Genomic DNA, 24,628 nt, shown 5'->3' with positions numbered 1-24,628 from the left:
CCAGGGAATTTAGATACAGTACAGCAAATATAATTAAAAAGTGAAGCCCACACCTCCAAATATATTAAAACCGTAGTTAGGGTAATATAAGTAGGTTTGGTACTTGGTGCTTAAAATATTATTAGCCTGCACAAATACCGAAATTTTCTTGGTGGCTTTGTAACTCAAGCCGCCGTTTAAATCGGCAAATGATTTAAGTGTTACTACCTGGTTGGCGGCTATGCGGTCTTTAGTGCTTCCGCGTAATAACAGGGCGCCGTTAATTTCAAACTTATTGCTGATGTGGATAACGGTTCCGGCGGTTAGTTTAAACTTAGGCAGGTTCCAGGCTTCGGTTTCGCTGGCTAATTTATAATCCCTGAATTCAACACGGCCAAAAATGTTCAAGTCGTCTGAAGCTTTATAGTCCAGTTCGCCATTGAAACCGCTGATACGTGCACGACCGGAATCATAGATAACGTTGAAACGGTTATTGCCGGCTGGTATAAGTTGCGGCGTAGTTACCGGTTGAACGTTGCTCACAAATAAAGGTAGATCAGATACACTGTTGCGGAATATAGATGCCTTGAAACCTAAACCGGCAACAATGCGTCCCTTTAAGCCAATGGTAATATCCAGTTTATCAACCGAATTAGTAATGTTGATGTTTTGACCAATAAAAGGGTTGATCTCTGAAAGGCTGCGCAACGAAGTGCGGTTAACATCACCTTTAGCTTCGGCAAACAGGCGTACATACTCGGGCACTATCTGGTATTCGAGTTTAACAGCCGGGAAAATGAAGAACCTTGAGGAGAAGCCAAACTCCTTGGCAATGTTTACTCCTGCATCTATCTTGTAATTATCGCCCTGAAACTTTAAATAAGGATTTAGACGTAGAAAACTATTGTTTAATGAGTAAGATACATCTTTTTGCGAAGCAACATCTAAAGATGCACCTAAACCTGCATAAAACTGGTTAATGGTTTGGTTTAAGTAACCTGATACCACTACGTTATTTTCACGGGCCTCGTATGCATTGCTGAACAGGTAGCCGTTGGCTTTAAGCGCATAGGTGAACACACGGTCGGTATCCTGATGGTTACGGGCCAGTTCGCCCTCGGCGCTTATGGTATTGAAATGCTGTTTTGCCGGGTCTACAGAACTTCTAACAACCGAGTTATCGTAACCGTAGAAGTAATTGTTGCGGCGCTCATAGTTAACGCGGCCGGTAAGCGTATTTACCTCACCAATAGATTTGCCAAACACGCCAGCCTCGGTACGGCTTTCGTTTTGCTTGGCCAGATCGCTGCCTTTCTGGCTAAAGTGCTTAAAGAAAGCTCCGGTTTGGAGGGCTTCGTCCTTGCCGTTGTTAATGTAGGCTTCGCCAAATAAAGTGCTTAAGCTACCAAAGCCTGCACGTACGAAATTATTAGCCGGGATAGAATCGCGCTCTATAGGCATTTTCATGGCTTCTAACTGCCTTATTTCGCTGTTACGTTCCAGGCGTTTATCAAGTAGGGACGAGTAGGTTAGCGGCGCTTTGAAGGGCTGCGTTTCTTCTAAATTGGGGTTGCGGCGTATTTTTACAGCATCGGCCAGTACAGGCTTATACACTGTAGTAACCACAATTTCTTCTGACAGGCTGCCATTATTTGGAGCATTGTTAGTTGCAGGGCTGGCTTGTCCGCCTTTTTTAGTAGTGTCTTGCTTTACCTTGGCCGCGGCATCGCCCAGCTTTTTAGCGGCAGGCTTACTTACGGGTGCTTTGGTGATGGGCTTCTTAGCCGACTTTTTTACCTGGGCCTGGGCAGGCGCCGCACCAAACGCCAGGATGATTATAGAAAGTATATAGAAATATCTGATTTTCATGAGTACTGTTTTGGTGGTGCTTATTTATCCTGTTTGTTGGGCTCGGTACCGGCAGCAGGTGTAGTGCCGCTTGCTTCGTTCAATTTCTGAAGTTTGGCCTTAGCGTCGGGCAAGATATCATCATCGCCTTTATAATTTTCAATTACACTTTGCAGGGTAGCCTTGGCCTGGAACGGATCTTTAAGCGCCGCATAATTATCGGCTAATAAAACGTAGGCTTTGGTTAACCAATAATCGTAATTGCCATACTTGCTGGTAATTTCGAAACATGTTTTTTGAGAAGCTTTGTAATTGCCTTTTTGATATTCAATTTGCGCAATGTGGTACTTGGCTTCGGCAGCTGCAACCGTTTTGGTGTTGTTAACCGTATAGTTAAACTCTTTAATTGCGGCATCGGTATCGCCTTTTTGCAGGTAAGCGTTACCGGCATACAAGCCTGTTTTAAATTTATCCTCTTCAGATGATTTTTCGTTTTCGCGCACCAATTGCACATAATGCAGGGCATCATCAGGCATTTCCATTTCGCTGTAGCATAACAATAAATTGTTAATGGCGAAGTTGTAATCGGCTTTGTACTCGGAGTTGGTTTCCAATCGTTTCAGGAATACCACTGCTTCGTTATAACGTTTTTGCGCCATGTAAAGCTTAGACATGCTAATAAGCGACTTCTCGGTGTAAGCGCTGGTCCAGTCGTTCAGTATCACATTATAATCGGCTACGGCTTCAGTTGGGCGGTTGAGGTTAACCAAACTTTGGGCGCGTATAAAGCGCATTTGCTTATCGTAGATAGGGCGGGTAGCCTTATCATAATAAGCACCAACGGCAGCTACGGTACCGGTCCAATCACCTTTTAAGTACAGATTATTAGCCGCGGTAGCCATAATGCTTTCCTTTTCGGCCGCGCTATAATTGCCAATAGGGGTGGTAGCGGCATAGCTAATGAATGTTTGCGCGTCGCCTTTATCAGTGTAGATCTTTTCTATCTGCTTCAAAGCTTGTTTAGCTTCCTCAGAAGATGGATAGGTTTGTACCACTTTCTTAAACGATTCTACCGCCTGGTCGTCCTGGTTGTTGTTATAATCTATCAAGCCCATGGTTACCAGCGCACGCGGAATGTAGCTGCTGCGCGGATATTTATCAATCATGGCTTGCAAGTCGGTCTTGGCGCGGTCACCATCATTCTTTAAAAAGTAGGTGTAGGCAATTTCGAAAGCGGCATCATCTGCAAAATCCGAATTAGGGTAGCGGGTCAAAACATCATTCAATGTACTGATCTTAGCATCAGGGGAGTTTTGCAACCCTTGGATCATACCACGTTGGAACAGGGCATAATCCTGGCTTTTGCTGCCGCTGGCCATTAACCGGTCGTAATAGCTTAAAGCCTGACCATAACTCTTTAATACAAAATAACTATCGGCCAAACGGGCAACGGCATCGTTAATGGTGTTTTTATCAGATGGTTGACCGGCTAAAAAGCGTTCAAAATAGGTTGCAGCTTTTTTATACTGCTCGCCGCCAAATGCTGCATAACCCAAACCGTAATTGGCATAGTTATAAACGCCCGATTGCTTGGCCTCGGGGTTAGCCAAAAACTCCTCGAACTGCTCAACCGATTCGGCATATTTGCGTACTTCGTACATAGATTCGGCCAGCCAGTAGGTGGTTAGAGCCGTAATTTTCTCATCGCGCGGGTGTTTCAACGAGCGTAAGAATATACCGATCGCATTTTCAAAAGCACGTTCGTTGTAGAACTCCAATCCGCGGTAATAAGTAACCTTTTGGTAAGCCTCTGCCGCGTTGGGTGATGATTCTACAATAGGCTCTAAAATTTCAACAGCCTCTTTATAATTTTTGGAGTTAAGCAAAGCCTCGCCTAATAATATCTTTACCTCATCGGTACGTTTAGAGCGGGGGTAATTGCGCAGATACTGGCGCGTAGCCTCCAATGCCTGGTTGTTAAAGTCTAACTCGTAAGAGAGTTTGGCGTATTCAAACAAGGCATCTTCCTGCAATTGCTTATCAAAATCAAGGCGTGATGCAACCTGAAAGGCATTGCGGGCCGCCTGTTTGTTGTTATTCTTTAAAAAGATGGTACCCAAGGTATAGTTACCGTTCTGGCTGTATACATCAGTTTTGTCAATCAGCTTTTCCAGTTCCTTGGTAGCTTTAGCATCATCGCCGGTTTTGTAATAAGCATAACCAATTTGGTAGCTATCCTGCGTGTTTTGCGTTTTTCCAAGATCGCGGTTTTGGAAGCGGCTGTAATACTGTACTGCAGAAGGATAGTTTCCTTTGGCAAAATATGAGGCACCCACAATCCGCAACATTTCGGTTTCGTGCTGTTGCTGGGTTGTATTTAAAACGGGTATAGCGTAGCTTATCACATCATCATACCGCTGATCTAAAAAGTAAACCGCAGTGATGTAATAAGGATAGCTGTTTTCGTATTTGCGCGAATTTTTGAGCTTCTCAAAATTGAGAAGCGCCACATGGTAATCTTTGTTAAGATAAGCTATGTAGGCGTAGTAGTAGGTGGCATCTTCAGTAAACGGCGATTTTTTATCCTTTACTTCACTAAATAACTCTTGGGCGTATTTATAATCGTTCAGCTCAAAATAGGCATATCCCTTACGAAACTTATATTCGGTATACTCTTTACCATTGAGTTCTTTAGCGTCAATTTTGTTGAACCACAAGATGGCATCCCCGTACTTTTGCTGTTTAGAGTAAGATTTACCAATTTGAAAATAAGCCAGTTTAGACAGTGCATTTTCAGGGTGTTCTTTGATGAAATGTTGAAAGAGGCTTAAAGCATCATCATTGCCTAATTCGAGCGCGCAAAGGGCTTCGTAATATTTAGCATTTTCTTTAAGCAACGATACTTCTGACTCGAACTGCGGCTGATTGGTGGTCTTTAAACGTGATTGTTCAATAAGCCTGAACTGTTCGGCGGCGGCTACGTACTGGCCACCGTTAAGCAGTGTAGTAGCCGTTTGATAAGTGCGATATATTTGAAAAGAGGCGTTTTGCTGCGCCTTTACAGAGAGCGTGCCGAGCAACAATGCACACGCAGCAATGGGTTTGAGTTTAATCATAGAATGCTGTTACAAAAACAAAATTATGGCTCAAGGCACGCCATAAGCGTATGCCTCTTCGCATATTTTTAACGAAAGTAACTAATACATGGTATACTTGGGTAAACTTTGTATAACAAACAGTTTAAACCCAGCCCATTAATTTTTGAGGAGGAAATACGGAAGAAGGTAACTGTTAGCTTTTACGCAGCAAACTGGCGTTGAATTTTATTAAGCAGTATGTTTATATCGAAAGGTTTAGCCAAAAAATCGTCGGGCGCGCAATCTTGCTTAAGCACATCAGAAATGGTATGGCTGGCCGATATCATAATTACAGGAATGCTGTGCGTTTTAATGTTTAACTTAACGTTTTTACACAGATCACGACCATCTAAACCATTCAGCATAATGTCCATTAAAATAAGATCGGGTAAGCTGTTGTTCAGGCATTCAAATAACTGGTGACCATCTGAAAGTGTATCAACCTGATAGCCAGAATCCTCTAATATAAATTGAAGTACTTCAAGTATATCCTTATCATCATCTACCGCCAGTATCTTTCTCATGATCGTATGTATCGTTGTTGTAATATGTATAAAGCAGTAAGATCAAGTAAAATTACGCGTATGTAAATTTTAAGTAACTGCAACTGTAGCTGCAGTTGCAATTTGCAAGCCAAAGTTATGTGTATATGCTTTGTTGAAGCACAGGGTATTCAATATCATGGCGTATAGTGGTATATTGAGGCTTTGTTTATTTTTTTAATAGTTCAAATTAATTTTATTATCAATTAAGATAAAAGGTTTAATAGTATGCTTTTTATTGTAAAAATTTACACGAACAATTTTTTTAACACTGCCAAATTAGTTGTTCACAAAAACATTAAGCTTCGATTAAAAAATTAAATTCATAGTTCTAAATGCCATATCATGGCCTTTATTTCAGACAGTGTATTGTTTTTTATGAGTTATTACATTATTATGTATTCACTGTAAACAACAAAGCCGGCATTAGCCGGCTTTGTTTAGTCTTTCTTTTCTCTGTCTGGTCCGCGGTTATAACCCCTGTCCTGGCGGTTATGGTCTTTATTATAAGCATTGGTGCGATTACCGCCATAGCCACTGCGCTGTGCGCCTCCACCGCGCGATGGGTTGCGGCTATAGCCACCAGTACTTGTTTTGGGTTTATCCTGTGCCTGGCTTACTGCCAGTTGTTTGTTATAGGTCAGCTGCATCTTATCAAGATGGCTTATAGCGTTAAGCGCTTCCTCATCATTGGGCATCTCTATAAAAGCAAACCCTTTACTGCGACCGGTTTGACGATCGGTTACCAGGTTAATAGTCGAAATTTCTCCGTAAGTGATAAACAAGGTTGCAATGCCCATTTCATCATACTCGGTTGGGAGATTAGCAACAAAAATTTTCATATCGTAAATATTGGATATAATGCAAGTTTAGTAATTATGCAGCATAAGATTAAATAATAACATAACGCTTATTTGTAGCAGTTATTTTCTGATAAACTCAAACATTCCGCTTGGGTCTATACGCATAATAGTCGACGGCTTTTTTACCGACAAGTCGTGCTGATCAATGTTAACCACATAGTCAACGCCATCAATAATCTCGGGTGCAATTTGGGCAAAGTTTTGAGGCGATGGTTGACCGCTGATATTGGCCGATGTTGAAACCAGCGGCTTGCGCAAGCGCTGAATGAGCTGCTGGCAAAAGGGGTGCTTGCTTACGCGCACGCCTACGCTGCCATCTTCGCCTATAAGTGCAGGCGATATGTTTTTGGCGCCGGGCATTACCAGCGTTAAAGGGTTCTCTGCAAACTCAATCAAATCGTATGCTACGGCCGGTACTTCGCGAATATAGCTCTCCAATTTATTCTCCGTATCGAGCAAAATGATCATACTCTTTTCGGCGGCGCGCTGTTTTAGGGCATATATCTTTTGTATGGCTTCGGTATTAGTAGCATCGCAGCCTATGCCCCAAATGGTATCGGTAGGGTATAAAATGATACCGCCTTGTTGTATTATTTCAAAAGCTTTTTTTACCTCGTCTCTAAGCATGGTTAAGTGTGTTTTGATAAAGCTGCATTAATTGACCGGCCAGTTTTTCATCATCGAAGTTGCGGGCATAGTCAAAACCTTTAGCTATCATTTGCTGGCGTACTGCCGGGCTATTCCATATACGGTTAATATGTTTGGCCAGTTCTTGTTCATCGTCCGGATCGGTATACAGGCTGTCGGGGCCGCCTGCCTCTTCCAGGCAAGATCCTTTAGCGGCAATAACCGGCACTCCCGAATTAATGGCCTCCAGTACCGGAATGCCAAAACCTTCATAACGCGACGGATAGACGAACAATGTTGCCATTTGATACAACGCCGGCAATTCGTCAAAACTTACATCGTGCAAAAAAATAACTCTTTGCGTTAAGTTATTTGCATTGATGAATGCTTTTACCTTATCCAGATACTCTGTGGGCTTGCCCACCACTATAAGCGGAACACTGCCTTTAGTATGTAATAGCGATTTAGCTAATAGAAGCAAGTTTTTACGTTCTTCAATGGTGCCTACCGTTAGCACATATCTTTTAGGAAGATCATATTTTTTTTTGACCAGTTTGCGCTGTGCATCGCTTTGGTGAAGTTTAATGGCCGGGTCGCATCCCTGGTATAGTACTTCAATTTTCGAACTGTCTACCTTTAAAAGTTCAATCAGGTCTTGCTTGGTTTTGTGGCTAATGGCAATAATATGATCGGCTGCTTTACAGGCATATTGCAATTTGGTTTTGTAAATAGCCCGGTTTATAAAGCCGAAGTACTGCGGAAACCGCATAAAAATAAGGTCGTGCACGGTAAGTACACATTTGATGTTACTTTGCCTGATGCCGAACGGTAATTCGTGGCTTAAGCCGTGATATAACTGCACACCATCTGCCTGCAAATCCTTCACAATACCTTTGCTGCGCCACCAGGAAGATAACAACTTACTTTTTGGGCTAAAGATATGCGTATGCGGTATTTTTTTTAAGAAGGCGTAATGGCGGTTTTCTTTAACCTGGGGGGTATATAACCTGTACTCATGCCCGGGATAGTAAGATGCCACAGCTTTAATTAACCACCGGCTGTAGTTACCCAACCCGGTATTATTTAAAAAAGCTCGCTTGGCATCGTAACCGATGGTCATTTGGTTATGGTGGGTGTTAAGTTGTTCAGTTATCGAGTTATTAGGTTATTGTGTTGTTGGGCAGCTTTGGCTCTTTTTAAGTAAGCTATATATCCATTCAATAACTTTAGACAATTCTCATGTTGAACTCTGAAAAGTTGCAAGTTAATTTCATCAATATAACGGCAATCGAAAGCACATATCATATGGTCGAGAGTTTCAAATAAAGAGCCTCTTGCAGTTCGGCAAAATTGGATATTTTCCTGGTAATGAAAACGGCCAAAGCCCTCGGCGATGTTAGCAGTGACAGAACGCGAGGAACGCAGAATCTGATCAATTAAGCTATATTTCTCTTCTTTCGGGAATTTGGAGGTATGTTCAAGAACAAGATTTCTTAAAATTCTTGCACTCTTCCAAACCTCCAAATCCTCAAATGAGTTCATACTAATAACCTAATAACCTAATAACCTAATAACCTAATAACCTAATACTAAACCGCTACGTTATTCTCACGCAGGGCATCGTTTAGCGAAGTCTTTTTATCAGTTGATGCTTTCCGTTTGCCTATAATAAGCGCACATGGAACCTGATATTCACCTGCGGGAAATTTTTTGGTATAAGAACCCGGAATTACTACCGAGCGGGCAGGAACACGTCCTTTGTATTCAACAGGGGTTTCGCCGGTTACGTCAATAATTTTGGTAGAAGCGGTAAGCACCACGTTAGCGCCTAACACAGCTTCGCTTTCTACATGCACGCCTTCTACAACGATAGCGCGTGAACCTAAAAAGCAGTTATCTTCAATAATTACCGGTGCAGCTTGTACGGGTTCTAATACGCCACCAATACCTACACCGCCGCTTAAGTGACAGTGTTTACCTATTTGCGCACAAGAACCTACGGTAGCCCAGGTATCAACCATGGTGCCTTCATCTACATAAGCGCCAATGTTAACATACGATGGCATTAAAATTACACCTTTGGCAATGTGAGCGCCATAGCGGGCTATAGCATGCGGTACCACACGAACACCTGTTTTTTTATAATCGGTCTTCAGCTTCATTTTATCATGAAACACGAAGGGACCAACCTTGATCTCTTCCATCTGGCGGATAGGGAAGTACAGGATTACGGCTTTCTTAATCCAATCATTAACGTGCCAGCGGTTCGATATTAGTTCGGCAACGCGCAGTTCGCCTTTGTCCAGGCGTTCAATTACGGTTTCTACCGCGTCAATATATTCGTTTAGGTTAAGCAATCCCCGGTCTTCCCAGGCATCCTCGATCATTTTTTTTAATGTAGCAGCCATGTATAAACTTTTCGCAAAGAAAGGGATTTTTGAGGATATTTGGCAAAGGTTGATTACATAAGCGGAAGGATTAAACTTGAAAGTAATTAAATGCAATATTTAAAGGCAAAGTACCTGTTTTTATTAAGCGGTATCATTTCTTTCGTAGTTGGAGTTATTTATTACCATGACACCTTAGATATGAATTTACACGATACCTATTTTGTTGCAGTGCTGCCACTGCTCTCATGTTATCCTGCAATTTACATGTTGATGGTTGCAATGGTATATTTCATGTTTAGTAGGTATTTTAAACCATTGAATGAGCGTGCAGGCACCGTTCATTTTTTAGTGACAGCATTAAGTGCTATATCAATGTGGCAAATATTTAATACATTTTTTCAGCCGAAAAGATACTATGCTTTTAATGGTCCAAGTTATTTTATAACTGCCGAAAACATGCTCCTTGTTGCATTTTTCTTTTTCCTGGTAGCGCAATTGCTGTTTGTAATAAACATAATCAGAACTGTAATAATGTTTAGGTCTACTAACCCTGAGTTATAATGAAAAGTAAACCTAATAGCTATTGTAGTGTTAACTTTGCATAATTATGCCCGAAAAAGAAAAACTCCGAATAGATAAATACCTGTGGTCTATCCGCATATTTAAAACACGTACCCTGGCTGCCGATGCCTGTAAGGCCGGCCGTATAAAGTTGAACGGTACAAATATTAAACCCTCGCACGAGGTTAGAGTAGGGGAAGTTTACAATGTTTCTAAAGGACTGGAACGTAAAGTGGTTAAAGTGACCGGCTTGCTGGAGAGCCGTACCGATGCCAAGACTGCGGCCTACTTTTATGAAGACATTACGCCCGAGGAGCAAACTACAGCTTACCGGTCGGCGTTTCATGCGCCCGTATTAAGCCGCGATAGGGGAGCAGGCCGCCCTACAAAGCGCGACCGCCGTGAGATTGACGATTTGCAGGGTGGTTTTTTTACAACACCGCAGCCTCCTGAAGGTGGAACAGAAGATGGAAGTGCCGATAAAGACAACGAATGAAACCTACCATCAGCATAGAATATTGCCCTAAATGCGGTTGGATGCTGCGTGCAGCTTACATGGCGCAAGAATTACTTACGACCTTTACCGATGATGTGCACGGTGTGTTATTGCAACCCAGCGAAGTAAGCGGGAGTTATATTATTTATAAAGATGGTAAAGAAATATTTAACCGCAAAACCGCAGGCCGATTCCCCGAAATCAAGGAGTTAAAACAATTGGTAAGGGATGTGGTAGCGCCGGAGAAAAGTTTGGGACACTCGGATAATAAATAGAAAAATATCATCTCGAACGATAGTGGGAAATTCTGTTTGAATGATAGTTTACCACTGTCTGCTCAAACAGGATTTCTCATTAATACTCGAAATGAACGGGTACGATTAACAATTTTAATAATGCGTCTTCCCTTCGTGTTCTTCCCAGGCTCTGAATGCACCCAACGCTTCATCGCGCAGTAACTCTACCACGGGTAGCCTGCGCTCTTCGATAGGGAGTGCGATCTCATCATATATAAAATGATCGTCAAACCCAATGGCAGCGGCATCGGCCTTGGTATTAGCGTAGTAAAGCTTGTCTAACCGTGCCCAGTAAATGGCGCCCAGGCACATAGGGCAGGGTTCGCAGCTGGTGTAAATAACACAGCCTTCCAGGCAGTAAGTATTTAATGCTGCACAAGCTAAACGTATAGCCGATACCTCGGCATGAGCAGTAGGGTCGTTAGTGGGTACTACCTTGTTGGCGCTGGCGGCAATTACTTCGCCATCCTTAACAATCACAGCCCCAAAAGGTCCGCCTAAACCTTCGGCCACGTTTTTTTCTGATAGCGCAATAGCCATGCGCATAAATTTCTCGTGAATGTCCATATAACAGCCCCTCCCAACCCTCCCCGGGAGGGAGGGCTTTTGTAAATATTAAATTAGTCGTTAAAAAATAATGCCCACTTAATTTAAAAGCGGGCATTAACGTATGCTTTAAGCTCCCTCCCTCCCGGGGAGGGTTGGGGAGGGGCTTCTTATTTCTTATCCTTAGCGTAAGCCTCGTTTAATTTCTTAACCACATCGCTGGTAATATCCAAGCTGGCATCGCCGTATAAAATACCGCTGTTACCTTTTTGGTAGGTCATTACCATTTTGTAACCTTTATCTTTAGCGTATACCTTCAAGAACTCAGCTACTTTTTCGTACAATTTAGCTTGCTCGCTGGCTTGCTCTTGTTGTACTTGTGCACCTGCATTTTGCTGGTAAGCTTGTAATTCCTGGTTTTTACGTTGCAGGCGTTGTTCGGTAGCCTGGCGCTGATCGGCAGCCATAGTAGGCTGAGCCTTTTGATATTCTGCTACTTCGCGCTGAAAAGCTTGTCCGCGGCTTACCAGGTCGGCTTGGGCATCTTTGCCTTTCTTTTCCAGGCGGGCGCTCATGTCTTTAAAGTAACTGTACTTGGTCAATAACGAATCGGAGTTTACAAAAACAATTTCTTCTGCCTTAACACCTGTAGCGGGCGTTGTGGTGGTGGCGGCTGTAGCCGGAGCTGCTTTGTCGTCTGTTTTGTTTTGGTTGCAGGCGGCTAAGCTTCCTGCCAGCAATAATGTTAAAGTAATTTTCGATATCATCGAAGCCGGGGTTTTCATCTTACTAATTTTTAAAAAATTTCACAAATATATAATTTCATTACCAGTATCCTAATGTTTTTGATGACGTGTTAGTGACGGGGCAATTTTTCAACACCACTGGCTATATGCGTAATTATGCGTATATTTGTTAGTTATTTTTAAAGTTAAACATGAGCGAAGAAAATCAGGATAGATCAAATTATTCAGCAGATAATATTCAGGTCCTGGAAGGCTTGGAAGCAGTACGCAAAAGACCTTCCATGTATATTGGCGATACCGGCGTTAAAGGGTTACACCACCTGGTATACGAAGTAGTTGATAACTCTATTGACGAAGCCATGGCCGGCTACTGTGATACCATTAAGGTAATTATTCACGAAGGCAATTCAATTACGGTTGAAGATAATGGCCGTGGTATTCCTACAGGCATCAACACTAAAGAAAATAAATCGGCCCTTGAAATTGTTATGACCGTGCTACACGCCGGTGGTAAGTTTGATAAAGATACCTATAAGGTATCTGGTGGTTTACACGGTGTGGGTGTGAGTTGCGTTAACGCATTATCTACCCATTTAGTAACGCTGGTACACCGCGAGGGTAAAGTATTTACCCAAGAGTACGAGCGTGGCAAGCCAATGTTCGAGGTAAAAGCCATTGGCGAATCTGACCGTACGGGAACCATACAATGGTTCCAGCCCGATCCCGAAATTTTTACCCAAACACTCGAATATAAATATGAAACCCTGGCCTCCCGTTTACGTGAGCTGGCTTATTTAAATAAAGGTATACGCTTAACCTTAACCGATGAACGGGTTACCGAAGAAGATGGTACCCATGCCACCGAAGAGTTTTACTCTGAAGGCGGTTTAAAAGAGTTTGTTAAGTTTTTAGATGGTACCCGTGCGCCAATCATCCCCGAGCCCATTTATGTAGAGGGTATAAAACAAGGTATCCCTGTTGAACTTGCCCTGCAATACAACGAAACTTATAGCGAGAATGTATTCTCGTATGTTAATAATATTAACACCATCGAAGGTGGTACACACGTAGCCGGTTTCCGTATGGGTTTAACCCGTACGCTGAAAGCTTACGCTGATAAGTCGGGTTTATTGAAGAACGTGAAGATCGATATTACCGGTGATGACTTCCGTGAGGGGTTAACTGCTATTATATCGGTAAAAGTAGCCGAGCCCCAGTTTGAGGGACAAACCAAATCTAAACTGGGTAACAGCGAGGTAAGTGGTGCGGTAAACGTTGCCGTAGGCGAAATTTTAGGCATCTATTTGGAAGAAAACCCTAAAGAGGCCCGGTTGATCGTTAACAAGGTAATCTTAGCGGCTACCGCCCGTGCGGCTGCCCGCAAGGCACGCGAAATGGTACAGCGTAAGAGCGTAATGAGCGGTTCGGGCTTGCCCGGTAAACTGGCCGATTGCGCTAACAGCGATCCGTCAGTTTGCGAGCTCTACTTAGTAGAGGGCGACTCGGCGGGTGGTACAGCCAAGCAAGGCCGTGCACGCGAGTTTCAGGCTATATTGCCGTTAAGGGGTAAAATCCTGAACGTGGAAAAAGCTATGGAGCACAAGATCTACGAAAATGAGGAGATCAAGAATATGTTTACGGCCCTGGGCGTAAGCATAGGTACCCCGGAGGATGATAAGGCACTCAACATTACCAAGCTCCGTTACCACAAAATTGTGATCATGACGGATGCGGACGTGGATGGATCGCACATTACTACGCTAATTCTTACTTTCTTTTTCCGTTATATGCGTGCATTGGTTGAAAATGGCTATGTATACATTGCATCACCTCCATTGTACCTGGTTAAAAAAGGTAAAGAGTTTGAATACTGCTGGACCGACGAACAACGCATTGCTGCCGTAAACCGCATTAAAGGTAACGGTAAAGAGGATAGCGTACACGTACAACGTTACAAAGGTTTAGGTGAAATGAACGATGTGCAGTTATGGGACACCACCATGAACCCTGCCACCCGTACCCTGCGCCGCGCAACCATTGAAAACGCTGCCGAGTGCGATCATACCTTCAGCATGCTGATGGGCGATGAAGTTGCCCCACGCCGTGAGTTTATCGAAAAGAATGCAAAATATGCACGTATCGATGCTTAAGCATTAATGGTAATCATAAATATTAAAGAGGCCGTCTCCAAAAGAGATGGCCTTTTTTGTTAAGGTTATGGCCGTAATTAATGCGTTAGGAACGTCGGTACATTAAATTGGCTTAATTAAGCAAGAATAGTAGCCAGGCTTGCTCATCAATTAAACTTCTTTGCCATTTGTTTGCACATATGTGTCATGTAAAAGGTATGGTGAACACTAATTTGCACCACTGTATAACCAATTAGCGGCTACTAAAATTATTCATTGTATTGCCCGCAACTGATTAAAATTTGGATGTATCTTAGGAAAGATGTTTAACTGCCACGGTGCATTGTTATCCGTGCAACACCATACTCTTAAGAAGATAACATTCGATAAAATAATAGATAGACATAACCAATGTATAAGAAGATTATTACAGCGTTACAGCTGCTTGTGCCCATAGCCATTCCCTCCTTGCTCAAAGCACAAAACCCCATTATACAAACCATTTACACCGCCGACCCGGCGCCCATGGTATATAAAGATACCTTGTTTTTGTATACCGGGCACGACGAGGATAAGTCAACCTGGTTTATGATGAACGATTGGCATGCGTATTCTACCACCGATATGGTGAACTGGACTGACCGCGGTGTTGCCTTATCGCTTAAAAACTTTAGCTGGGCCTCTAAAGATGCCTGGGCCGGGCAATGCATTCCCAGGAACGGTAAGTTTTATTGGTACGTGCCGGTAAATGCCAAAAATGGTGGAATGTCCATTGGAGTGGCCGTTTCTGATAGTCCCACAGGGCCATTCAAAGATGTGTTGGATAAGCCCATGATCTCGGGCGGTTGGGGTTATATTGATCCATCGGTGTTTATTGATGATGACGGACAGGCTTACTTATACTGGGGCAATCCGCACCTATATTATGTAAAGCTCAATAAAGATATGGTTTCTTATGATCAGTCTGTCGGCATTGTCAAAGTTCCGCTTACTGATGAAAGCTTTAAACTGCGTATTCATAACGCTAAAAACACCTTTACATGGGCACAATCAATCGACGGGTTAGAGTCGCACAGCGTAAAAAATGCAGCCGACAATAAATATTACTGGTATGTAAGCGCTACCGATAAAGTTACCCATCAAAAGGTAATTGGTGTTGCCATGGGCGATAGGGCAATAGGCCCTTTTAAAGATGTGCTGGGCAAACCTTTAATTACGCAAAGTATAGAAGGCGAACACGCCAATCCAACGGTAATTATTGACGAAGACAAGCAGGCATGGCTTACCTGGGGCAATTCTAAAATTTACGGCGTAAAGCTAAATAAAGACATGATGTCTTACGACCAGGCTGCGGGTATTAACTCCATACCGGCCGGCAAACAAAAGTGGTTTGCCGATAAAATTAAAGGTACCGTAAATAGTACCGAAAAACGATTTACCACCTACGAAGAAGGACCTTGGTTGTACAAACGTAATAAGCTGTACTATCTTTTGTACCCCGCAGGCGGAGTGCCCGAGCACTTAGCCTATTCTACTGCGCCAACGGCTACCGGCCCATGGACTTACCGCGATACCATTATGGATGTAATAGGTAAGGGCGGCGCGTTTACCAATCACCCCGGTTTGGTAGATTATAAAGGCAAATCTTACCTGTTTTACCACAACGGTGCTTTACCGGGTGGCGGTGGCTTTGACCGCTCTGTGTGTATAGAAGAGTTGAAATTTAATGCCGACGGAACCATCCCAACCATTAAACCTACGGTAACCGGTATTAAAAGGGCCGTTCGTAATATAAACCCATATGTAAGGGTTGAAGCCGAAACTATTGCCTGGGAAGAAGGTGTGGAAATTAGCTCCGACAGTAAAGCAGGCATCTACGTAACCGACATTGATAATGGCGATTATATAAGGGTAAGAAGTGTGGACTTTGGCAAGGGAGCCAAATCTTTTCAGGCCAATGTATCGGCTTTAACCGGTGGAAGTATGGAAATTAGGTTAGATAAACCCGATGGACCCTTGCTTGGCACCTGCGAAATTAAACCGGGCACGAGTGATTGGCATACGGTTGCTACCAATGTTACCCATGCTCAGGGCGTACACGATATTTACCTGATGTTTAAAGGCACCAACGGGCATTTGTTCAACTTTAACTGGTGGAAATTTACTAAGTAAGTGTTGTGCTTTTTATTAAACTAATCAATATTCATCTAAACAAGCAAATGCAATTCTTAAAATATATTACACCCTTAAAAAGCAGCTACAAGCTTTTGGCTGTTGCGATCTTGTTAACGCTATTGGGCGCTCACCCATTGCAAGCCCAAACCACCACCTGGCTTGATGAACTGGATTTGAGTGCAGCCACGCAAGGTTATGGGGTGCCTGCCAAAAATAAAACGGTTGATGGTAAGTCGCTTACCATTGCCGGCAAAACGTTTGAAAGGGGTTTTGGTACCCATGCCGAAAGTTCGTTATTTATTCAACTAAGCGGTAAGGCCACCAGGTTTGTAGCACAAGTGGGTATGGACGATGAAATTAAAGGTCAGCAGCCTGCATCAGAGTTTGTGGTTTATGGCGATGGTAAAAAGCTTTGGTCGAGCGGTGTGATGCGTTTGGGCGATAGTGCCCGGTCATGCTCCGTTCCACTTACCGGGGTGCAAAAAATGGAACTGGTGGTAACCGATGGCGGCAATGGCAATTACTATGACCATGCCGATTGGGCGAATGCCCGCATAGAAAGCACAGGTGCGGCTAAATTTGCAACCCTCAACCTTATTTCAAAGGTGCCCTATATTTTAACACCGGCGGCACCCGCAACTCCCCGTATAAACGGTGCAAGCGTATTTGGCGTTCGCCCCGGCTCGCCGTTCTTATTCATGGTAGCGGCTACCGGCAACAGGCCCATGGCTTTTGCCGCAAGCGGTTTGCCGGCAGGCTTAAAAATAGATACTAAAACCGGCATCATTACCGGTAAGGTAACCAAGCCCGGAACTTACACGGTTACGTTAATGGCAAATAATGCTAAAGGTAAGGCTACCAAAAAGTTTCGTATTATATGCGGCGACAAAATTGCCCTAACCCCACCCATGGGCTGGAACAGCTGGAACTGCTTTGCGGGTGAGGTATCGGCCGAAAAGGTAGAGCGTGCCGCCGCCGCCATGGTAAAAAGTGGTTTGGTTAATCATGGGTGGAACTACATCAACGTTGATGATTTCTGGCAAAACCACCGCGATTCTAAGGACCCTTCACTGCGTGGCAAATTTAGGGACGAGGCTGGTAATATCATTCCTAACGTGAGGTTTGGCAATATGAAAGCATTGGCCGATCATGTGCATAACATGGGTTTAAAAATAGGCTTATACTCCAGTCCGGGCCCGTGGACCTGCGGGGGCTGCGCCGGTAGTTACGGTTACGAAAAGCAGGATGCACAAAGCTATGGCCAATGGGGTTTCGATTATTTAAAATATGACTGGTGCAGCTATGGCAATGTGATAGACGGGCTACCCGAAAATGATCCGTATAAAGTATCATCGCTTTCTTACAAGGGTGGCAACGTATTAAATACTGCTGTTAAACCTTTTGATTTGATGGGCAAATTGTTGCGCGAGCAACCGCGCGATATTGTGTTTAGCCTGTGCCAGTACGGCATGTCTGACGTTTGGAAATGGGGCAATTCGGTAAACGGAACCTCATGGCGTACCACTAATGATATTACCGATACCTGGGTAAGTGTAAAAGGTATTGCCCTGGCGCAAGATAAAGCGGCCCCGTATGCAAAACCTGGTAATTGGAGCGATCCCGATATGCTGGTAATAGGCACCGTAGGCTGGGGAAACCCACATCCCAGTAAATTGAAGCCCGATGAGCAGTACCTGCACGTAAGCTTGTGGAGCCTTTTTGCTGCACCGCTTTTAATTGGCTGCGATATGGAAAAATTAGATGCCTTTACCCTAAACCTGCTCACTAATGATGAAGTAATAGCCGTAAACCAGGATCCTTTAGGTAAGCAAGGCACCTGCCTGCAAACCATTGGCGATCTTCGCATCTACGTTAAACAAATGGAAGATGGCAGCCGCGCAGTTGGTTTCTGCAACTTTGGTATGCAGGAAGTAAATATGGCTTATCAGGATTTTGGCAAACTGGGCATTAAAGGCAAGCAACAAGTACGCGACTTATGGCGACAAAAGCAAGTAGGTACCATAGCATCTGCCGGTAGCAAGCTGGCCGTAAAAGTGCCGGCACATGGCGTGTTGTTATACAAGTTTACCCCGGTGAAGCGATAATTGAACTCCCTAAATTTTAGCCAATGAAAAAACTACAACATATATTTTCCCTGTCTTTGGTATTAGCAGCTTTGGTTTGCAAAGGCCAAAACCCTATTATTCAAACCAAATTTACTGCCGACCCGGCGCCGTTGGTGTACCACGATACCGTGTTTCTTTACACCAGCCACGATGAAGACGATGCTCCTCCCGGGCAGGGTAAATTCCTAATGCGTAACTGGCTGTGCTATACCTCTACCGATATGGTGAACTGGACCGATCATGGCGAAGTGGCCTCACTCAAAAACTTTAAATGGGCCGATAAAGCTATTACCGGATGGGGTGGTTTTGACAACGGAGCCTGGGCGCCGCAGGTAATTGAGCGTAACGGTAAGTTTTACATGTACTGCCCGGTGCAGGGGCGGGGCATAGGCGTGCTCGTGGCCGATCATCCTTACGGGCCTTTTAAAGACCCTATTGGCAGTCCGCTTATTGGTGCCAAGTATGACAGTATAGATCCAACAGTGTTTATAGACGACGATGGGCAGGCTTACCTGTACTGGGGTAACCCAAACCTGTGGTACGCCAAATTGAATAAAGACATGATCTCTTTAGCCGGAGAAATTACTAAAGACAGTTCGATAGCCAAACATACCGGGCAGCCCGATCCTTTTCATTACCAGGAAGGCCCTTGGGCTTATAAACGCAATGGTCATTATTACATGGCTTATGCTTCCACTTGCTGTCCCGAAGGTATTGGTTACGCCATGAGCAAAAGTCCCTTGGGCCCTTGGGAATATAAAGGCTACATTATGAAGCCTAACAAGCTTTCTACCGGTAACCACCCGGGTATTATTGATTACAAGGGCAAGTCATATGTTTTCGGATTCAATTACCGCCTAAACTTTATGCAGACGGATAAGCACCATGAAAGGCGCTCCGTTTGCGTTGCCGAAATTACATACAATGCCGACGGCACCATTGCAGAGCAACCCTGGTGGCAGGAGGAAGGTGTAACGCAAAGCGGACTGCTAAATCCATTTAAGCGCAACGAAGCTGAAACTATAGCTTGGGCAAAGGGTGTGAAAACAGAAAGAGACAGCCTGAAAGGTATGTATGTTGCTGCGGTAGGTAACAATGCTTATATTAAAGTGCGTGGCGTTCAATTCAACAAAACCGCAAAATCTTTTGAAGTAACCACGGCGGCGGCATCGGCAGGCGGAACCATTAAAATTCATGCAGATAGTTTGGAAGGCAAGCTTTTAGGCAATTGCCCTGTTAGCTCAACCGGCAGCTTAAAAAAGTGGATCACTAAATCATATAAAGTTCAGCCGGTAAAAGGAGTACATGATATTTACTTTGTGTTTAAAGGGGCAGAGGGGCAACTGTTCAATATAGATTGGTGGAGGTTTAAATAGATTAATGAATGAATTTAGTTAATGTTTATTCATTACCCGGCAGAATATTATTAGGTTAGCGTATGAAGTTTTATACTAAAGCGATTGGATTATTATTGGCATTTGCGGCTGGCCAAATGTGGGCGCAGGCACAAGTATTAACCGTACAATCTCCCAACAAAAAAATTAAGGTTCAGCTTTTTAACCGCCAGCAAACCAAAAGTGGTGAGTGGTATTTGAGTACAGCTTATTTAGCCGAAAAAAAGGAAACAACAGCCATACCGGAAATAGACTTAGGGCTGGTAAGAAGCGATCAGGATTTTTCTAAAGCGCTGAAGTTAGTTAAGATAGGGCAAGCAAAGCTGATTAACGAAACGTATAGCGTTTTGCATGGCAAAAAGCTGGCCTGTCAAAACGCTGCCAATGAGGTTAAGGTTACTCTCGAAAATGCAACTAAAGCTAAGATCAACATCATTATCAGGGCTTATAACGATGGGCTTACTTTCAGGTATGAATTCCCTGAAACTAAAGGCAGTTTTCAGGTTACGGATGAATTAACTTCTTATACCATCCCGCGCGAAACCAAACGCTGGATGGAGAAATGGAACCCTGCCAACGAAGGTCTTTACACCGCCATGAGTGCCGATAAGGTACAAAAGCAGGAATGGGGCTACCCGGCGCTTTTCCAAACCGGCGATGCTTCGTGCTGGTATCTGCTCCACGAAGCCGATTTAAACGAAACTTACTGCGGTACCAAACTGAGTAATGTAAAAGATAGTACCCACTATAAACTAACCTTCCCTAACCAGGGGGATGGAAGGGGACAGGGTTCATCTATACCCACCATAACCTTACCTTGGAAATCGCCCTGGCGGGTTATTATCATGGGGGGGCTGCAGGATATTGTAGCGTCCACGCTGGTTGATGATGTATCGGCGCCCTCGGTAGTAAAAAACACCGATTGGATCAAGCCCGGTGTAGTATCGTGGAACTACTGGTCAAGCAACCATGGCACCAGGGATTTCAAAACCGTGAAAGCGTTTGCCGATCTGGCTGTCGAAATGAACTGGTCCTACACCTTGCTCGACTGGGAGTGGGACACCATGACCAACGGTGGTAATGTGGAAGATGCCGCTAAATACATATTATCTAAAGGCATAAAACCGCTGATATGGTATAATTCGGGTGGTAACCATACCTGGGTTTCGGCCACGCCTAAAGATCGTATGCTTACGCACGAAAACCGGGTAGCTGAGTTTACAAAACTCAAAAAAATGGGTTTTGTAGGCGTGAAAATAGATTTTTTCGAAAGCGAGAAGCAAGACATGATCAGGTACTATCTCGATATATTGAAAGATGCCGCCGACTATCAAATGATGGTATATTTTCACGGTTGTTTGGTGCCCCGCGGATGGTCAAGAACCTACCCACATTTAATGACCTACGAAGCTGTTAGAGGTGCAGAGTGGTATAATAACGTCCCTGAGTTTACAATGACAGCGCCCGAGCATAACACCATCTTGCCTTTCACACGCAACGTGGTTGGCCCTATGGATTACACACCCGTAACGTTTACCAATTCGCAGTATCCGCACAGTACCTCATACGGCCATGAATTAGCATTAAGTGTGCTCTTTGAATCGGGCTTGCAGCACATGGCCGACCGCCCCGAGGGTTACCTTACCTTGCCCGATACGGTAAAAGCTTTTCTTAAAACCGTACCCAATGCTTGGAATGAAACCAGACTGGTTGACGGCTACCCGGGCAAGACTGTAACCATGGCTCGTCGCAAAGGTGCTGCCTGGTATGTAGCCGGCATCAATGCCGAGAACAAGGAGTCGGCACAGAAAGTACAACTGTCATTTTTGCAAACCGGCATCACTTATCGCTGCACCTTAATTGCCGACGGCGATCACGACAAAGCTTTCCAAACCGCATCCCGAATTGTCAATAATGCCGACGTGCTCCCTGTCAAAATGCTTAGGCGGGGAGGCTTTGTGGCGGTGTTTACCCCCAATCAATAAATACCTAATTATATGGTGAAAATATGAAGTTTCTTGTAATTTTTTGTGTAATTCTGATGCCTGCAAGCGCCTTTTGCCAGGTATATCAAAAGCATTCCGTTCAAACCGACCGGATTTCCATTACGCTTTCAGATGGCGTTCTTGACCTCATTCCCTTATCCGAAAAGGCCATCCGCGTTCAATTACATAAAGGCGGACTCAAAGAAACCCAGGAACTGGTACTTGTTAATAAGCTTCCTGTTCCAAAGTTTAGGGTTACTGTAACACCTTCGCAGCTAAAGGTAAGTATGCAGGCAATAAGCGTAACTTTTGTTAAAAAAAGTGCCACAATAACCTTTGCCGATGCTGATGGAAAGGTATTTTTACAGGAAAAAGCAGGCAGTCGCCGGCTTAACCCTGATAGTATTTTGGGCGAGAAGTGCTTTATTGCAGAGCAAAGCTTCATTTCTGCACCAGGCGAGTCGTTATTTGGGTTGGGGCAGTTCCAGGATGGTAACTTCGACCTCAAAAACGTGAGTCGTAAGCTAACGCAGGTGAACACACAAATTGCTATACCTTTTCTTTATTCAAGTAATAATTACGGCATATTGTGGCACCAGTACGGGTTAACTTATTATAATCCGTCAGATAATGCGGTTAAATTGTTAAAAAGGGACACTACTGCCGGAGGTAAAGCGGAGGCAGAAGTTACCACGACAGCAGGTACGCAAAAAGTATCGCAGCAACAAGCTGTATATCAGGGTAATTTCAAGGTTGAAAAGGATGGAAGATATTCTTTACTGCTCGATTTAGGCGATATGGACAACCGCCACCTGGTCATTATTGATGGTATTACTCAAATAGATCAGTCGAATTTATGGCTGCCCCCTACGGTGGGTAAGCTGGTGAATCTAAAAGCTGGAACCCACTCAGTTCAAGTTCTTTGCAAAGCCACTAATACGCCTAAACTTACCTGGAAACCAGCCGATGATGTGACGACGTTTCGTTCTCCTCAAGCGAAAGCTTTAGATTATGTGGTATTCAGAGGCAACAATGCAGACGAGGTCATTCAAAATTACCGAAGTCTTTCTGGCCAGGTACCTATGTTACCGTTATGGGCATATGGGTTCTGGCAATGCCGAGAACGCTATACATCTGGCAATCATTTGGTTGAAACCGTAAAAGAGTTCAGAAAAAGAAATTTGCCTATGGACGTCATCGTTCAGGATTGGCAGTACTGGGGTAAATATGGCTGGGGAGTGCCGAAGTTCGACGAAACCAATTACCCCGATCCAAAAGGGTTCATTAATCAACTGCACACTTTGAATGCACGTTTTTCGGTTTCTGTGTGGGAGAATTTGGATAAGAAGTCGGATGTGGCTAAGGATTATATTGCGAAGAATCTTTATATCCCGAATAGTCCCTGGATTGATATTTTCAATCCCGAAACACAGAAAACGCATTGGAATGCGCTCAATAAAAATCTTTTTGCCAATGGGGTAGACTCTTGGTGGATGGATGCTACCGAACCTGAAAATGATGCTTTAACAGGTAAGCAAACCTACCTGGGTTTGGGTAACTTTTACAGGTTAACCTACCCGTTATTTGTGAGTAAGGCGGTTTACGAAGGGCAACGCCAAACAGATCCTCAAAAGCGCGTGGCTATCCTGACCCGGTCGGCATTTGCTGGTCAGCAGCGGTATGGCACCATCAATTGGTCGGGCGATATTGGCGGAACCTGGGACACATACAAGCGGCAGATAGTTGCCGGGTTAAATTATAGCATGACAGGTATGCCTTATTGGACAACCGATATTGGCGGCTTTTTTCGCCCCGGCCGCTCGCAGTATACCGATGAAAAATATAAGGAATTGTTAACGCGCTGGTTTCAATGGGGAACGTTTAACACTATCTTCCGGATACATGGCTACCAATCAGAAACAGAGCCCTGGAAATATGGTGAAACGGTTGAAAGCAACATGCGTAAAATGCTGAACCTGCGTTACCAACTCATGCCTTATATTTATTCATTGGCCTGGCAGGTTTCCAGTAAAAGCTCAACCATGATGCGTCCGCTGGTAATGGATTTCGCTGCCGATAAACAGGCGGTGCAGCAGCCTTATGAGTATATGTTTGGCAAATCCATACTGGTAGCACCTATTACCGAAGCAGGTGTAAAAGAAAAAGATGTTTATTTACCCAAAGCAAGTGCCTGGTACGATTGGTGGACCGGTCAACGGTACAGGGGAGGACAATCTATCAAAGCTGATGCATCGCTCGACAAAATACCATTATTTGTAAAAGCAGGAGCTATCATTCCGGTTGGCCAAACCATGCAATACACCGCACAAAAGCGTGCCGATACGCTGGAAATACGCATTTACAGCGGAGCCAACGGAAGTTTTGCATTATACGAGGATGAAGGCGACAACTATAACTATGAACAAGGTAAGTACAGCACACTTCAATTTTCGTATAACGATGCTTTAAAAACCCTCACTATCGGCGCCCCAACAGGAAAATCTTTTCCGGGAAGGCTCAGCACAAGAACGTTTTACATAACGTTTCTCAATGGTCAAACTTCGCCGAATGCGAAAGATGGAAATAAAATGGAAGTCAAATACAGCGGCAAACCGTTGGTTAAAAAGCTGTAATAGTTAACGAGTGCTACTTTGTGGCGCTAAGCTTTATAAATACGTGGTAGAGCTTACATAATAACGTACCTAAAGCGCAGTGTTATGGTATACCAATTTGGGGAATACTCAATAGTCAGTACAATGCATCATGGCGCCCGGGATAGAAAATTGGT

Annotated in this window: 19 protein-coding genes; 9 read left to right on the top strand and 10 right to left on the bottom strand. The window is 44.0% G+C overall.

The genetic code is table 11. The features are described 5' to 3' along the window. Positions 1-33: 33 nt before the first annotated feature. The 8 genes from IEV61_RS01250 to IEV61_RS01215 all read right to left on the bottom strand — a co-directional run bounded on the left by IEV61_RS01250 (position 34) and on the right by IEV61_RS01215 (position 9,404). Positions 34-1,848 carry a TonB-dependent receptor gene (locus IEV61_RS01250; RefSeq protein WP_188413034.1) on the bottom strand — a complete coding sequence of 605 codons (1,815 nt, stop codon included), beginning with the start codon at positions 1,846-1,848 and terminating at the stop codon, positions 34-36. 20 nt (positions 1,849-1,868) lie between these two features. Next, positions 1,869-4,943 carry a tetratricopeptide repeat protein gene (locus IEV61_RS01245; protein ID WP_188413033.1) on the bottom strand — a complete coding sequence of 1,025 codons (3,075 nt, stop codon included), beginning with the start codon at positions 4,941-4,943 and terminating at the stop codon, positions 1,869-1,871. A 182-nt stretch (positions 4,944-5,125) separates the two neighbouring features. Further along, on the bottom strand, positions 5,126-5,488 hold the full coding sequence (locus IEV61_RS01240) for a response regulator (RefSeq protein ID WP_229746996.1): 363 nt from the start codon (positions 5,486-5,488) through the stop codon (positions 5,126-5,128). Positions 5,489-5,946: 458 nt separating this feature from the next. Next, positions 5,947-6,348 (bottom strand): RNA recognition motif domain-containing protein, encoded by a 402-nt coding sequence (locus tag IEV61_RS01235; RefSeq protein WP_188413032.1) that lies wholly within the window; start codon positions 6,346-6,348, stop codon positions 5,947-5,949. 81 nt (positions 6,349-6,429) lie between these two features. Next, positions 6,430-6,996 (bottom strand): L-threonylcarbamoyladenylate synthase, encoded by a 567-nt coding sequence (locus IEV61_RS01230; protein WP_188413030.1) that lies wholly within the window; start codon positions 6,994-6,996, stop codon positions 6,430-6,432. Further along, entirely contained in the window at positions 6,989-8,116 is a 1,128-nt protein-coding gene (locus tag IEV61_RS01225) for a glycosyltransferase family 4 protein (protein WP_188413029.1), read from the bottom strand. The genes IEV61_RS01230 and IEV61_RS01225 overlap by 8 nt, the downstream gene beginning before the upstream one ends. Before the next feature lie 29 nt (positions 8,117-8,145). Then, on the bottom strand, positions 8,146-8,538 hold the full coding sequence (locus IEV61_RS01220; RefSeq protein WP_188413028.1) for a four helix bundle protein: 393 nt from the start codon (positions 8,536-8,538) through the stop codon (positions 8,146-8,148). A gap of 47 nt (positions 8,539-8,585) precedes the next feature. Continuing rightward, positions 8,586-9,404 carry a 2,3,4,5-tetrahydropyridine-2,6-dicarboxylate N-succinyltransferase gene (locus tag IEV61_RS01215; RefSeq protein WP_188413027.1) on the bottom strand — a complete coding sequence of 273 codons (819 nt, stop codon included), beginning with the start codon at positions 9,402-9,404 and terminating at the stop codon, positions 8,586-8,588. Positions 9,405-9,494: 90 nt separating this feature from the next. On the opposite strand from IEV61_RS01215, the gene IEV61_RS01210 reads away from it, so the two are divergent. The 3 genes from IEV61_RS01210 to IEV61_RS01200 are packed head-to-tail and all read left to right on the top strand — an operon-like array spanning position 9,495 to position 10,718. Then, entirely contained in the window at positions 9,495-9,947 is a 453-nt protein-coding gene (locus tag IEV61_RS01210) for a hypothetical protein (protein WP_188413026.1), read from the top strand. A gap of 46 nt (positions 9,948-9,993) precedes the next feature. Next, positions 9,994-10,443, top strand: coding sequence for an RNA-binding S4 domain-containing protein (locus tag IEV61_RS01205; RefSeq protein ID WP_188413024.1), 450 nt, complete (start codon positions 9,994-9,996; stop codon positions 10,441-10,443). Continuing rightward, positions 10,440-10,718: an Rdx family protein gene (locus IEV61_RS01200; RefSeq protein WP_188413023.1), complete on the top strand. Its 279-nt coding sequence runs from the start codon at positions 10,440-10,442 to the stop codon at positions 10,716-10,718. The genes IEV61_RS01205 and IEV61_RS01200 overlap by 4 nt, the downstream gene beginning before the upstream one ends. 114 nt (positions 10,719-10,832) lie before the next feature. Here the strand turns inward: IEV61_RS01200 and IEV61_RS01195 are convergent, their stop codons facing one another. Both IEV61_RS01195 and IEV61_RS01190 read right to left on the bottom strand, forming a co-directional pair. After that, positions 10,833-11,306 carry a nucleoside deaminase gene (locus tag IEV61_RS01195; RefSeq protein ID WP_188413022.1) on the bottom strand — a complete coding sequence of 158 codons (474 nt, stop codon included), beginning with the start codon at positions 11,304-11,306 and terminating at the stop codon, positions 10,833-10,835. 149 nt (positions 11,307-11,455) lie between these two features. After that, complete coding sequence (locus tag IEV61_RS01190) at positions 11,456-12,070, bottom strand: OmpH/Skp family outer membrane protein (protein WP_188413021.1); 615 nt, start codon at positions 12,068-12,070, stop codon at positions 11,456-11,458. A gap of 152 nt (positions 12,071-12,222) precedes the next feature. Between IEV61_RS01190 and gyrB the strand changes: the two genes are divergently transcribed. The 6 genes from gyrB (at position 12,223) to IEV61_RS01160 (ending at position 24,473) form a co-directional block, all read left to right on the top strand. Beyond that, positions 12,223-14,181, top strand: a complete 1,959-nt coding sequence (gene gyrB, locus IEV61_RS01185; protein WP_188413020.1) for a DNA topoisomerase (ATP-hydrolyzing) subunit B — start codon at positions 12,223-12,225, stop codon at positions 14,179-14,181. Positions 14,182-14,571: 390 nt separating this feature from the next. Further along, positions 14,572-16,332: a family 43 glycosylhydrolase gene (locus IEV61_RS01180; protein WP_188413018.1), complete on the top strand. Its 1,761-nt coding sequence runs from the start codon at positions 14,572-14,574 to the stop codon at positions 16,330-16,332. A gap of 47 nt (positions 16,333-16,379) precedes the next feature. Continuing rightward, positions 16,380-18,440, top strand: coding sequence for an NPCBM/NEW2 domain-containing protein (locus tag IEV61_RS01175; RefSeq protein WP_188413016.1), 2,061 nt, complete (start codon positions 16,380-16,382; stop codon positions 18,438-18,440). 23 nt (positions 18,441-18,463) lie between these two features. Next, positions 18,464-19,837 carry a glycoside hydrolase family 43 protein gene (locus IEV61_RS01170; RefSeq protein ID WP_188413014.1) on the top strand — a complete coding sequence of 458 codons (1,374 nt, stop codon included), beginning with the start codon at positions 18,464-18,466 and terminating at the stop codon, positions 19,835-19,837. 62 nt (positions 19,838-19,899) lie between these two features. Continuing rightward, positions 19,900-21,840 carry a glycoside hydrolase family 97 protein gene (locus tag IEV61_RS01165; protein WP_229746995.1) on the top strand — a complete coding sequence of 647 codons (1,941 nt, stop codon included), beginning with the start codon at positions 19,900-19,902 and terminating at the stop codon, positions 21,838-21,840. A 23-nt stretch (positions 21,841-21,863) separates the two neighbouring features. Then, a complete protein-coding gene (locus tag IEV61_RS01160) occupies positions 21,864-24,473 on the top strand; it encodes a glycoside hydrolase family 31 protein (protein WP_188413012.1) in 2,610 nt (869 codons plus the stop codon). The last annotated feature ends 155 nt before the right edge of the window (positions 24,474-24,628 follow it).

It is taken from the genome of Mucilaginibacter galii (assembly GCF_014635825.1).
GTDB classification, from domain to species: domain Bacteria; phylum Bacteroidota; class Bacteroidia; order Sphingobacteriales; family Sphingobacteriaceae; genus Mucilaginibacter; species Mucilaginibacter galii.
The sequence above is the reverse complement of the archived record's forward strand: the minus strand, read 5'-3'. Positions and strand labels throughout refer to the sequence as shown.